We start from the raw sequence: 12,247 nt of genomic DNA, 5'->3' as shown, positions 1-12,247 counted from the left end.
TGCTGAGGGAAGGTCACCGGGATTTCCGGAGGATGCCCTGGTCTTCAGGCCGGGGAGGAATCCGGTTTCCCGCGGAGCGGGGCAGGGGAAGCCGGATCGCCGCTGGGCGATCCGGCGTCCGGCCGGGGAGCGGTGAGGGCGGCCTCCAGGAGGTGCAGGATCTCGGAGTTGAGGGACCGCCGGTCCGCAGCGGCGCGGGCGGTCACCTGTTCGTGCAGGTCTGCCGGGATCCGGAGTGAGAAACGAATCATGACGCTACGGTGGCATTATGACGACGCCAAGGGAAGCCGACGGGGCCGGGCGCGCCCGGTACACCTACCGGCTTCGCGTGTCGTCGAGTGCCCGTACCGCGCTGGAGGCGGAGTGGGCACGGTGCCGGTGGATCTGGAACGAGTGCGTCGCCAAGTCCAAGGCGGTCCACCTGCACAACAGGACCACGGGAGAGAAGCGGACCTGTGGCCCGGCGCAGCTCGACAAGATGCTGACCGGGGCGCGGGAGCGTACGTCGTGGCTGCGTGAGGGCAGCTCGGTTCCTCAGCAGCAGCTGATCCGGGACTTCGGCAGGTCCCGCGCGAAGGCGCACAAGGACATCCGGGAACGCCTGCCTCAGCGGCAGCGGGCCGGTATGCCGGGGTGGAAGAAGAAGCGCGAGGCGTTGCCGACGCTGAACTACACCCGGCGCGGGTTCCGGCTGAAGGACGACCGCCTGCATGTGGCGGGTGGGATCGTGCTGAGGGTGGTGTGGTCGCGCAGCCTGCCGGGCGAACCCTCCTCGGTGCGCGTGTACCAAGACAGCGTCGGGCACTGGTACGCATCGTTCGTCGTCCGAGCCGAAGTGCAGCCGCTGCCGGAGACCGGCCGGGTGCTCGGCGTGGACTGGGGCGTGAAGGAGACCGCGACCACCACCTCCAACGCCCACGACCTGCCGCACGCCCAGCACGGCCGCAAGGCGCAGGCCCGGCTGACGCGTTACGACCGGATGATGGCCCGCCGCCGGCCGAAGAAGGGGCAGGCCGCCTCGAAGGGCTACCGCGAGGCGAAGAAGTGGCGGGCGAAGACCTACGCGAAGATCGCCCGGCAGCGGCAGGACACCGGCCGCAAGTGGGCGAAGAAGGTCGTGACCGACCACGACGCCATCGCCGTCGAGGACTTCAGGTCGAAGTTCCTCGCCAGGTCCTCGATGGCGCGCAAGGCGGCGGACGCCGCGATCGGCGCCACGAAGAAGGCCCTGATCGAGATGGGCCGCAAGCACGGACGGGACATCCGTCTCGTGCATCCCGCGCACACCACCATGGACTGCGCATCGTGCGGAGCGAGAACCAAGCACGCACTGCCGTTGTCCGAGCGCACCTACACCTGCACCGCATGCGGAGCCGTCTCCCCCAGAGACAAGAACTCCGCCCGCGTGATGCTCGTCCGGGCAGGTCTGGACCCGGCTGGTGCCGAGGGCGTAAGACCACCGGGAGCGCTGCTCCCAGAGGCAGCCTGAGCCAGGAATCCCCGCTCAGCCCTGGAGGAAGGAATCCCCTCCCTTCAGGGAGGGGAGCAGTCAACATGACGCACGCCGAGGGTCCGCTCCCGGACGGCGCCAGAGGGCAGGTGTGGGGTGCGATGCACAGCGCGCCGACCGCCGTTTCGGGCGAGGTGCCCGGTACGGCGCAAGGTGAGCGCGCGCGGCGGCCGAGGCTGACGATTCAGCCGGAGTACGGCGGCCGATCCGACTTCTACACCGGGCAGTTCAGCCTGCGATTCAGGCTGATGAGCCCACGGCTGCCGCAGGGCTGCACCATCGGCGCCGGTGCACCGGTCGACTTCCAGCTGAAGCGGTCGGGCCCTTCGCAGTGGATCTCCACGAACCCGCCGCTGATCAGGTTCTCGGCGTACGACGACACCTTCGCCGCTCCTGCCGCTGAAAACTGCGGGCCGATGACCGGACCGCTCAACCGGCGGCTCGGGCTCCCGGCGCCGAGCGGGAACCTGATGACTTACGACGCGACCTACACCTTCAGGACCTACGACCAGCTCCCCACGCGCTGACGGGCGGCACGAGACGCAGACGGTCGTCGAACACTCCGCCTGGGGACGTGCCGGAACGGCGGCCGGTGAGGCCGGCCGCCGTCTGGGCCGGGACGAGCGGCCGCCGGGGTGCGCGCCGCCCTGCGAGCCGGCTCCCTGCGTGCCCGAGAGGCGCGCGCAAAGGCGGGGAGTCACCCTGGAAACTATGGAAACCGAATCAGTTTCCCGAGTTTCCGGGACGGGCGGGCAGCGTGCCGACGTGATCGTGGAGGCGGCCGGCCGGCTGTTCCTCGCGCCGGGCTCCGCGCGGGCGAGCATGGACGATCTCGCCCGTGAGCTCGGGATGAGCAAGAAGACGATCTACCGCCATTTCCCGGACAAGCGCAGCCTGCTGGCCGCGGTGCTGGACCGGCAGTTCACGGCGGTGGAACGCACGCTGGCGGCGGCCCAGGACGCGCAAGGGCAGCCGTTCGGCGTGCGGGTCCAGCGGTTCCTGATCGCGGCGGGCAGCGAGCTCGGGCGGATCGGCGCGGTCCAGCTTGCGACGGGACGAGGCGATGCGGTGCTGCGCCAGTACGTGGAGCAGCGCGTGGACGCGGTGGTCTACCGGCGGCTGGACGAACTGCTGCGGGACGGGCACCGGCAGGGACTGCTGTCGGCACCGCCGGAGCTGCTGAGTGAGATCACCCGCGGCGCGCTGGAGCGGCTGCTCACCTCGCAGCTGCCGCGCGAACTCGACCGGACCGCGGCCGATCTGCTGCGGGCGGGCGTCGACACCGTGCTCTACGGGGCGATCCGCCCGGCACACCCCGGACACTCCGGCATCGGCGAGGAACAACTGCGCGCGGTCATGCCGAGAGCCCGCGACGAGGAGCAGGAGGTGGGCCCGTGACCGGGACAAACGGCAGGGTGGCCTTGGTGACAGGGGCCAGCAGCGGAATCGGCGCGGCCACCGCACGCCTTCTGGCCGCCCGGGGGATGCGCGTGGTGGTCAACTACCTCCGCAGCGGCACGGCGGCCGGGGAGATCGTGGCCGGCATCGAGGCCGCGGGCGGCCAGGCCATGGCCGTACAGGCCGACGTGCGCGAGGAGGCGGCCGTCGAGAACATGGTCGGGCAGGTCCAGGCGGCATGGGGCGGCGTCCACGTGCTCGTGCACAACGCGCTCATCCCGTATGCGGTCAAGTCGTTCCAGGACATGACGTGGGAAGAACTGGGCGGCAAGCTCGACGCCGAGATGCATGCGGCGTTCGCGGTCACCAAAGCCGTCCTGCCCGCCATGACCGAACAGGGCTGGGGACGCATCATCTACATCGGCACCGGCCTCAGCCGCCGGCCCCGGGAGCACATGATCGCGCTGGGCACCTCCAAGGCCGCACTGGAGCAGTTCGCCCGCTACCTCGCCCAGGAACTGGGCCCGCAGGGCATCACGGTCAACATCGTCGCGCCCGGCCCGGTGGAGGACACCCGCATGGCCCACATGACGGACGTGTTCGACAACGAGCACAAGCAGCGGCAGGTCGCCGCCACCCCCCTGGGCCGCCTGGCACACCCGGACGACGTCGCCCAGGCGGTCGCCTTCTACGCCGGCGAGGACAACGCCTTCATGACCGGCACCACGGCCGCGGTCAACGGCGGCATGTCCATGTACTGACGCCCCCTGTCCTGTGACACGACCAAGGGACACGTTCATGTACACGGTCGATCTCGCCTACGTCGGGCGGGGCCTGCACGAGGAACTGGTCGCCCACATCGCCGACCAGCAGGGCTACTACGCCGACGAGGGCGTCCACGTCGCACTGCGCGACGGCTGCTCCTGGGACGAGGAGCGGCTGCGCCACGGCGCCACCATCGGGCTCGGCCGGGCACTGCTGTCCCGGCTGACCGACGGCATCCCCTGGGTCGCACTCCACGTCAACACCACCCGCCCGCTGTTCTGGTTCCTAGCCCGCCCCGGCCCGGCCTCGCTGGCCGACCTGGCCGGCCGGCGGCTGGCGGTACACGCCCCCCGCACCGCACCCGGGTGCTTCACCCGGATCGTGCTGCGCCGGGCCGGCCTCGACCCGGACCGCGACATCCACACCGTCGTCCGCCCGCCCGGCGACTACGGCATGGACCTGCGCCGGCTGCACGACGGCAGCATCGACGCCGCTCTGGTGGGCAGCACCATGGCACCGGAGGCGATAGCCGCCGAGCACGGCTGGCAGGTACTGGCCTGGGTCGGCGACCACTTCCAGATCCCCACCGTGGGCGTGGCCGTCGACCCCACCTACATCCACCCGGACGACCCCGCGGTCCGGGCCGTCGTACGAGCCCACCGGCGCGCCCTGCGGGTGATCCACGGCGAACCCGACACCACGGTGCGGCACATGCAGACATTCCTCGGCCGGCACACCGCGGACGAGGTCCGGGCCCACTACGAGACGTTCGTCGCGCCGTATTTCACCGCCGGCGGCGAGGCCGACCTCGCCGTCGGGGCCGGCGCGATCACCGCGGTCGCCACCGAACTCGGCGTCCCCGCCACCATCACCGCGGCCGAGTTCTACCGCACCGCAGCCACCGCACCCGACTAGGAGCCCGGTGACGCCGGCGCTGCCCCGGCGCAGGGGATGCCCGGCAAGGCTTCTCGAGCCCGCCCCCCCGGAGGACCGGGGCCGGAGAGCCACCCGGGCTCACCCGGCCACCGGCACCGGCACCGCCGCGGGTGCGGGCCGGCGGGCGGGGGAGCGGGCGGCGTGTTCCCCGGTCCCGGCCGGGGCGAGCGGCGGCCTGGCCCCGCCGTTCAGCCGGCTCAGCGCGGCGGCGGGGGCGTCGAGGGCGGCCTCGAGCAGGGCGGCCAGCTGCCCGGTCAGGTGGGCGGCGGCCGTCTCGCCGACGGCGTCGTACTGGTAGGCGGCGGTGACGGCGATGCCCGCGGGCGCGCCGGCCGGCGTGTGCCGTTCGGTCAGGATCAGGCCGAGGGCCGCGGCCCGCAGCGGGAGCAGGGGCGGGGCCGCCCGCACGGTGAGCCCGGCCGCCTCGTACGCCTCGCCGCTGTCCGCCAGGACGCTCAGCGCGATGCCGCCGGGCCGGGCCAGCGCCGCGGTGCCGGCGCGGTAGGCGGCGAGGTCCGCGGCGCGTACCCGGCGCAGCAGCGCGGTGAAGGCCGGGTCGCCGGAGGTGTCCACGGACAGGGCCAGTACCCGCCCGTAGGGGCCCACGGCCCGGCGCAGGGCGGCACTGTCACGGGCCGGCACCGGCGCGGCCACGGTGATGGCGGGGCCCGCGCCGAGCCGGGTGAGCAGGGCCGCGAGCGCGGCGTGCACCACCATGAACAGGGTGGCGCCCTGCGCGGCGGCCAGCCGGGCCAGCCGCTGGTGCAGGCCGGCATCCCAGTCGAGGGCGAGGCGGCCGACGCGGGCGTCGGCCGGGGCGGGCCGGCTGCCCGGCGGCACGGTGGGCGCCAGGTCGCCGGCCCGCGCCCGGGGCGCCGCCTCGGGCACCGGGCCCTCCCAGCGCGGCGCCCGGCCCGCGGCCCGTGCCCGGTAGGCCAGGGCGAGTTCGGCGGCCAGCGGGGTGTGCGACCACAGGTCGACCAGGTCGGCCGGGAGGGTGAGCTCCAGCAGGTGGTCCCCGGCGGCCAGGGCGCGCAGCCGGGTGCCGGCCGAGCCCAGCCGGCTGTTGCGCAGCGCCCCGTGACGGTGCCCCACATCTCCCAGCGCCTCCTGCAGCGCCCCTGCGTTCAGTGCCCCGCGCAGCCGCAGCGGCAGGACCGCGCTGCCCTCCCCGTCGAATGCCCCGGCGGGCGCCCCGGCGGGCCCGGTGGCGGCGGCCGGCCGTTCGCCGGCCGCCGCGGCGAACCGGGCCGGGGTGGGCGCCTCGTGCAGGGTGCGGTCGTCCAGGCCGGCGCCCAGCACCCGGCGGGCCCGGGCCAGCAGCCGGGCCGCGGCCGCGGGGTGCCCGCCGAGGCGGAAGAAGTCGGAGTCGGCGTGGACGGTGCGCCGCGGCACGCCGATCGCCTCGGCGAACAGGTCGCGGACGATCTCCTGCAGGGGAGTGCCGGGCGGTTCGGCGCCGGACGCGGGCGGCACGGCGCGCTCGGCGCCGCCGTCGCCGCTGCCGCCCGCGCCCCGCGGCAGCGCCGTCGGTGCGGAGGGGACCAGGCGGCCGGGCGGCTTCTGACCGGAGAGTGACATCGCGGCTTGCTCCTTCGACAGCGGCTACAGAAGGAAGGCTTGGCAAAACCTTGCCAAGATCCTGGCAACGGGATCCTGAGGGGCCGTCTCGAACCACTGGAGCACCACTCGAGCTCCTGCCCCGGCGCCCCGACGACGCGACGAGGCCGTTGTTCCCCATGGGCGATGGGTCGATACCGGGCCCGGTGGAGCCGTATTGGCGTGAGGCGACAGGGCCGCAGCGGACGGAGCCGCATTTAGTTTCAAATGAGACCGTATCGAACGAATCGATGGCGTTAATGTGGCCCCATGAACGCCGACGTTCCCCACCGGACCACCCCCTCACGTGTGACCGACCGTCCCGGGGACGCCTCGCCCTTCGCTCTCGGCCTGCTGCTGCGCCGGGCGCACTGGCGCGCGGCCGCGGTGATGGAGGAGGCGCTTCGGCCGCTCGGCATCGAGCTGCGGCATTTCGCCGTGCTGATCGTGCTGGTCGACCGCGGACCCACGGTGCAGCGGGACCTGGCGGCGGCGACGGGGTCGGACAAGGCGGGAATCATGCGGGTCGTGGACGACCTGGAGCGCAGGGGACTGGCCGTGCGCAAGAACGTTCCGGGGGACCGGCGGGTGCGGGCGGTGGAGATCACGCCCGAGGGCGTGGAGCTCTTCGACGCAGCTCATGTGGCGGCGGCGCCGCTGGCCGAACATCTGGTCGCCGAACTGGGGCCCGGCGAGCCCGAGCAGCTGACGGATCTGCTGACCCGGTTTGCCCATCCCGCAGGCGGCGAGGCGTAAGCGCGCCCGCGCACCGGCCGCGTGGGCGCGTGTCGTCTCATGCGGCTGTCGCGGCGAACCCGGCCTTGAGGGCGGCAGCCGTCGTCACCGCCGGGCAGGGCGCAGGCGACGGGAACGCCGCGTGACGTACCGGGGTGAGGCGTCAGGCGGCGTCCATGGCCCGGGGGTTATGCGGCGAGGCGCTCAGCGAGTTGTCCGGCCTTGGGGCGAGGACGCCTCGCCGGGGAACACGGACGAGTCGATGTGCAGCAGCGTGGCCATGGGCTCTCTCCAGGAGCGGTGTCCGGAGCGGGGGACCAGGGGCAGAGGGTTTGTACGGGACAATCGTTAAACACGAGATGGTATCGGATGGTACTATATTGAATGAAACGAAAGTGCCTCGTCGCGCGGAGGGAGGTGGGCGACCGTGAACGTCTACGAGGCGGTCACGAGCCGGCGGGCGGTACGCGGATTCACCGACCGGCCCGTCCCGAGGGAGGTGCTGGAGCGGGTGCTGTCCGGCGCGGCCTGGACACCGTCCGGATCGAACCTCCAGCCGTGGCACACCTACGTGCTGACCGGCGGACCGCTGGCCGAACTCAAGAAGCGCGCCGGCGAGCGCCTGGCCGTGGGCGACCCCTGGGACGAGCCGGAGTACGAGCAGTACCCGCCCGCACTGAAGTCCCCGTACCGCGAACGCCGATCCGCCTTCGGCGAGCAGCGCTACGGCGCACTCGGCATTGCGCGCGAGGACATGGAGGCGCGCCAGAGGGCCGCTTCCGCGAACTGGGACTGTTTCGGCGCCCCCGCCGCCCTGTTCTGCTACATCGACCGCGACCTGGGCCCGGCCCAATGGTCCGACGTCGGCATGTATCTGCAGACCGTCATGCTGCTGCTGCGCGCCGAAGGGCTGCACAGCTGCGCGCAGATGGCATGGGCGAAGTACCGCAAGACCGTCGCGGAGGTCCTGTCACCCCCGGACGAGCTCGTCCTCTTCTGCGGCATGTCGATCGGGTTCGAGGACGTCACGGTGGGATACACCCGTACGGGCCGGGCGCCGCTCGACGAGACGGTCACGTTCGTCGGTGACTACTGACACCGCCCGTCCTCGGCCGGTCAAGGCGCCGTTTCCCGCCACGCGCACATAAGTGGTCCATATGCATCAAGGGGCCGGCATGCCGTCGGCGCTCAGGCCACGGCCCAGGGGCCCAGGTCGCGCGTGCGGCGTGCGGCCGCGGCGGGCCGGCTCTCGTCCCATGCCGGGGCCAGCGCGGCGGAGAGGATGCCCCAGAGCTGGCCGGCGCTCAGGGCGTGCACCGGGACGACGATCTGGCCGGCGAGGCTGACGCGGAACGCGGACTCCAGCGCGCTGACGATGCCGATGAGCGCCATGGAGTCCAGCCCGTAGGCCTCCATCGGGACGTCGGCGGCGGGCTCCTTGTCCTTGCCGAGCCCCGGCAGGCCCTGGCGCAGGACGTCCTCGAACTTCGCGTTCCACGGTGCGTGGGCCATTGGGCGACTTCCTTCCGGGACACGGGAGAGGCGAAGCGGTGCTCCGGGCAGCACCGTGCCGCGTCCCGCTCGAGTCGCCGTGGACGCCCGCTCAGGCCGCGGGCCCGCCCCGTGACATGACCGAAGCCCCCGCCACGGTGCTGCTGCCGGCGGGGGCCTCACGGGTTCGGCGGGTGGTCCGGTGGACGTCGTACGGGGGCGGCGGCGGGGAAGCGTTCCGCGCACGCGCGGGGACGGGGCGGCCGTGCGAGGGCGGGCGGCACCCTCAGACGGCCGCGCTGCCGCCCGCGACCGGCCAGCCGATGTCGTCGGTGGCGGAGGCGGTGGTGGCGGTGGTCTTGGGCCAGCCGATGTCGCCGTTCGCCGAGACGACGGTGACCTTGGGCCAGCCGATGTCGTCGGTGGCGGAGACGGTGGTGACGGTGCCCTTCGGCCAGCCGATGTCGTCCGTGGCCGCGGCGGTGGTGGCGGTGGTCTTGGGCCAGCCGATGTCGCCCTCCGCGGAGGCGGCGGAGACGGTGCCGGCCGTCCTCGGCCAGCCGATGGAGGAGGAGGCGGTCGTGGTGCTCGCCGCCTTGGGCCAGCCGATGCCGTCCGCGGCGGTGCTGATGCCGCCGGCGGTGAGTACGGCGGAGGCGACGGCGGCGGTGACGGCGAGGCGGGCGACGAGGTTCTTCATGACAGCTCCTCCGTGGCAATGAAGCGAATCTGCGTTGGTAACTTCTTGCCAAGAAGCTTGGCAATGCCTCCTCGGGATCTGCTCGGTATTCGCTGGAGATGGGCTGGAGGCCGGCGAGAGTCGCCGTACCGCCTGCGCGGATGCCTGGCAAAGTTTGTCAAACACCCCGCTCCGCGGGTCGCGCGGAGCCGAACCCGAGGGGGTTGAACTGCACTTTCGCGGCCCCTCCGCTAGAGCGCCGCCGGAGCCCCCGTTGCCATCACGGCCTCGCGCTTGGCAATGTATTGCCAAGCAAGTTGGCAATATTTGGCGACAGCGGGGGGAGGCCCCGGAAATGAACGCGACGCCGTCATCCACGGACCACAGGGACCACACGTACGGCACGGACCACGCGTACGGCACGGACGGCACGGACGGCACGGACCGCACGGAGCCCGCGGACCGGGAGGGCCGGACGGTCCACCTGGACACGGCGGGCTGGGGCACCATGCCCGCCGCCGTCCGCGCACTCGTCGCCGACTGCGCGAGCCGCGAGGACCGCTACGGCCCGCACGAGCTCGAGGAGGACCTCGAGGACGTCCTGCGCACCGAGGTCCACGAGCGCCTCGGCGCTCTGCTCGGCGTCCCGGCCGCCGACACCGCCGTCGTCACGGACGCCGCCGGCGCCTTCGACGCGCTGGTCTCCCGCCTCACCCCCGGCCGCGGCGAGCGCGTCTGGACGACCCCCTACGAGAGCGCCGCCCGCCTGACCGCCCTCTACGCCCTGCGCGACCGCACCCGCTGCACGGTGGAGGTCGTTCCGCTGCGCGAGGACGGGGACCTGGACCTGGAGTGGATGGCCCGGCACATCGACGACGACGTCGCCCTCGTCTCGGTCGTCCACGTCCCCTCCGGCTGCGGAATCGTCAACCCGGTCGAGGAGATCGGGCAGATCCTCGCCCCGTACCGGTGCGTGTACGCCGTCGACGCCTCCTACTCCGCCGGCCAGCTCCCCGTGGATGCCGGCCGCATCGGCTGCCAGCTGCTGACGGGGGACGGCTGGCGCTTCCTGCGCGGCCCGTACGCCGTCGGGTTCGCCTTCCTGGCGCCCCGGCTGCGTGCCGCGTTCGAGGACGCCGCCGCCCACCGCCCCCTGCCGCCGAACGCGGCCGTCGCGGGCCTGAACGCCGCCCTGGCCCACCACACCGCCACCACCGCCACCACCGCCACGGCCACCACCGACGGACCCGCCGGCCTGGCCGGGCAGGGGCTCCTGCCCGCCCTGCGCGCCGCCGTCGAGGAGTGCCCCGGCACCGAACTGATCGCCCCGGGCCGGGTCCAGTCCGCCATCCTCGCCTTCCGCCACCGCGACCTGCCCGCCGCGCTCGTCCGCCGCCGGCTGGCGGCCCGCGGTGTCGTCCTGTGGAAGACGGTCGCGCAGGAAACCCCGCTCCACCTGCCCCGTTCCGGCGCCACCACGGCCCTGCGCGCCTCCCTCGGCCCCGACACCACCCCCCAGGACATCGCCCGCTTCGGCCGCGCCCTGCGGGAAGTCGTCCGCGAGGAGACCGCCGGTGCGCAACGCCCCCGCCCCGCCCGCACCCTCCCTCCCACCCCCACCCCGACCCCCACTCCCGCCCTCGCCTCTGCCCCGGCCCCGGTCCCGCCCGCGGGGCCCCGGCCCCGGCCGTCCGCCCGCCGCCACCTGACCCTGTGCCCCACGCCCTGACCCCGCCCCCGAATCTGAAGGATGCGTCCGGGACGCCCGTCTGCGGACCGGCCGTGATCAAGCGCCCGGAGAAAGCGCTGGATAGAATTCGGGCATGGGTGAGCGGCCCGTTCACACGGCTGCGCCGGGACCCGCTCCGGGAGTCGGTTCCGGCGGCGCGGGGGGCTGTCCCGGGGCGCTCGCACGGTGGGCCGGCGGCGGTGTGTGATGGGCGCGGCGTCGGGGGGCATGGAGCTGTACTCCGGCCGGGCCTCGGGCCTGATCGGGGCCCAGATCGCGGGCTACCGGGTGGAGCGCGAGATCGGCCGCGGGGGCATGGCCGTCGTGTACTGCGCCAAGGACCTGCGTCTGGACCGTACGGTCGCGCTGAAACTGCTCGCCCCGGAACTGGCCCGCAACGACACCTTCCGGCGCCGCTTCACGCACGAGTCGCTGGTGGCCGCCGCCATCGACCACCCGCACATCGTGCCGGTCTTCGAGGCCGGTGAGACGGACGGTGTCCTGTACATCGCCATGCGGTACGTCTCGGGGCTGGATCTGCGGGCCCTGCTCGACCGGGACGGCCCGCTGCCGGTGACGACCGCGCTGCGGATCGCCGGGCAGGTGGCGTCGGCGCTGGACGCGGCCCATGAACACGACCTGGTGCACCGGGACGTCAAGCCCGGCAACATCCTGGTGGCCCGGGGCACGGACAGTGATCATCCCGAGTACGTCTACCTCACGGATTTCGGGCTGACGAAGAAGTCGCTGTCGCTGACCGGGTTCACGACCGTCGGCGAGTTCGTCGGCACGCTCGACTACGTGGCCCCGGAGCAGATCTCGGGCCGCCCGGTGGACGGCCGGTGCGATCTGTACGGCTTCGCCTGCGTCGTCTACGAAACCCTCGCGGGCGCCCCGCCCTTCCAGCGGGACGACGACATGGCGCTGCTGTGGGCGCACCAGTACGACCAGCCGCCGCCCCTGAGCGAGCAACGGCCGGGCATCCCGCCGGCGCTGGACGGCGTGCTGGCCAAGGCCCTGGCGAAGGTCCCCGAGGACCGTTACGACTCCTGCCTGGAGTTCGTGGCGGCACTGCGGGCCGCCGCGAGCGGCGCGGGCGCCGCCGCCGCTGCCGCGGTCGGCAAGGACGTGCACGCGCCGACCCAGGTGGTCCCCGCGGTCGCCGAAGCCCCGCGGGCACCCGAGCCGGTGCCGGAGCCGCCGGGGTGGGCCCGGCCGGTCTTCGGCCGTACCCCCGGATAGCCGCACGCCGTACGTCCGTCCGGCCGTGCGCCGCCCGCCCCGGTGCGGGCCCTGCCCGCTCCTGCCGGGTGTGGGCCGTCGGCTTGCGAGGTGTGCGGCACGGCCGCACACAATGGTGTGAAGAGGCACCGGCGGGCGGAGGGCGAGGGGGCGGGCGCGGGGC

13 protein-coding genes are annotated in these 12,247 nt (G+C 73.5%); 9 read left to right on the top strand and 4 right to left on the bottom strand.

The window, feature by feature from the left end; genetic code table 11:
* Positions 1 to 44: 44 nt before the first annotated feature.
* On the bottom strand, positions 45 to 251 hold the full coding sequence (locus OG798_RS01290; RefSeq protein WP_328755932.1) for an Arc family DNA-binding protein: 207 nt from the start codon (positions 249 to 251) through the stop codon (positions 45 to 47).
* A gap of 17 nt (positions 252 to 268) precedes the next feature.
* On the opposite strand from OG798_RS01290, the gene OG798_RS01285 reads away from it, so the two are divergent.
* The 5 genes from OG798_RS01285 to OG798_RS01265 all read left to right on the top strand — a co-directional run bounded on the left by OG798_RS01285 (position 269) and on the right by OG798_RS01265 (position 4,588).
* Positions 269 to 1,489, top strand: coding sequence for an RNA-guided endonuclease InsQ/TnpB family protein (locus OG798_RS01285; protein ID WP_328755930.1), 1,221 nt, complete (start codon positions 269 to 271; stop codon positions 1,487 to 1,489).
* 65 nt (positions 1,490 to 1,554) lie between these two features.
* Positions 1,555 to 2,037 carry a hypothetical protein gene (locus OG798_RS01280; RefSeq protein ID WP_328755928.1) on the top strand — a complete coding sequence of 161 codons (483 nt, stop codon included), beginning with the start codon at positions 1,555 to 1,557 and terminating at the stop codon, positions 2,035 to 2,037.
* A gap of 184 nt (positions 2,038 to 2,221) precedes the next feature.
* A complete protein-coding gene (locus tag OG798_RS01275) occupies positions 2,222 to 2,908 on the top strand; it encodes a TetR/AcrR family transcriptional regulator (protein ID WP_328755927.1) in 687 nt (228 codons plus the stop codon).
* The gene (locus tag OG798_RS01270; RefSeq protein ID WP_328755926.1) at positions 2,905 to 3,669 is read left to right on the top strand and encodes an SDR family NAD(P)-dependent oxidoreductase; all 765 of its coding nucleotides are present in this window, start codon (positions 2,905 to 2,907) and stop codon (positions 3,667 to 3,669) included. The genes OG798_RS01275 and OG798_RS01270 overlap by 4 nt, the downstream gene beginning before the upstream one ends.
* A 37-nt stretch (positions 3,670 to 3,706) precedes the next feature.
* Positions 3,707 to 4,588 (top strand): ABC transporter substrate-binding protein, encoded by an 882-nt coding sequence (locus OG798_RS01265; RefSeq protein WP_328755925.1) that lies wholly within the window; start codon positions 3,707 to 3,709, stop codon positions 4,586 to 4,588.
* A 99-nt stretch (positions 4,589 to 4,687) separates the two neighbouring features.
* On the opposite strand, the gene OG798_RS01260 is transcribed toward OG798_RS01265, so the two are convergent.
* Positions 4,688 to 6,190 carry a condensation domain-containing protein gene (locus OG798_RS01260; RefSeq protein WP_121413231.1) on the bottom strand — a complete coding sequence of 501 codons (1,503 nt, stop codon included), beginning with the start codon at positions 6,188 to 6,190 and terminating at the stop codon, positions 4,688 to 4,690.
* 288 nt (positions 6,191 to 6,478) lie between these two features.
* Here OG798_RS01260 and OG798_RS01255 point away from each other — a divergent pair, with 288 nt between their 5' ends.
* Together OG798_RS01255 and OG798_RS01250 are read left to right on the top strand one after the other, a co-directional pair.
* Positions 6,479 to 6,964 carry a MarR family winged helix-turn-helix transcriptional regulator gene (locus OG798_RS01255; protein ID WP_121413230.1) on the top strand — a complete coding sequence of 162 codons (486 nt, stop codon included), beginning with the start codon at positions 6,479 to 6,481 and terminating at the stop codon, positions 6,962 to 6,964.
* Positions 6,965 to 7,370: 406 nt separating this feature from the next.
* Positions 7,371 to 8,039 (top strand): nitroreductase, encoded by a 669-nt coding sequence (locus tag OG798_RS01250; protein ID WP_121413229.1) that lies wholly within the window; start codon positions 7,371 to 7,373, stop codon positions 8,037 to 8,039.
* Between the two features lie 92 nt (positions 8,040 to 8,131).
* Here the strand turns inward: OG798_RS01250 and OG798_RS01245 are convergent, their stop codons facing one another.
* Together OG798_RS01245 and OG798_RS01240 are read right to left on the bottom strand one after the other, a co-directional pair.
* On the bottom strand, positions 8,132 to 8,455 hold the full coding sequence (locus tag OG798_RS01245; RefSeq protein WP_267059947.1) for an acyl carrier protein: 324 nt from the start codon (positions 8,453 to 8,455) through the stop codon (positions 8,132 to 8,134).
* Positions 8,456 to 8,720: 265 nt separating this feature from the next.
* Positions 8,721 to 9,134, bottom strand: a complete 414-nt coding sequence (locus OG798_RS01240) for a hypothetical protein (protein WP_328755923.1) — start codon at positions 9,132 to 9,134, stop codon at positions 8,721 to 8,723.
* A 334-nt stretch (positions 9,135 to 9,468) separates the two neighbouring features.
* Between OG798_RS01240 and OG798_RS01235 the strand changes: the two genes are divergently transcribed.
* Both OG798_RS01235 and OG798_RS01230 read left to right on the top strand, forming a co-directional pair.
* Positions 9,469 to 10,842 carry an aminotransferase class V-fold PLP-dependent enzyme gene (locus OG798_RS01235; protein ID WP_328755922.1) on the top strand — a complete coding sequence of 458 codons (1,374 nt, stop codon included), beginning with the start codon at positions 9,469 to 9,471 and terminating at the stop codon, positions 10,840 to 10,842.
* Positions 10,843 to 11,070: 228 nt separating this feature from the next.
* Complete coding sequence (locus tag OG798_RS01230; protein ID WP_328755921.1) at positions 11,071 to 12,084, top strand: serine/threonine-protein kinase; 1,014 nt, start codon at positions 11,071 to 11,073, stop codon at positions 12,082 to 12,084.
* The last annotated feature ends 163 nt before the right edge of the window (positions 12,085 to 12,247 follow it).

The organism is Streptomyces sp. NBC_00271 (assembly GCF_036178845.1).
Lineage (GTDB): Bacteria > Actinomycetota > Actinomycetes > Streptomycetales > Streptomycetaceae > Streptomyces.
Note: the sequence above shows the minus strand (reverse complement) of the source record. Positions and strands in the feature narration are given on the sequence as shown.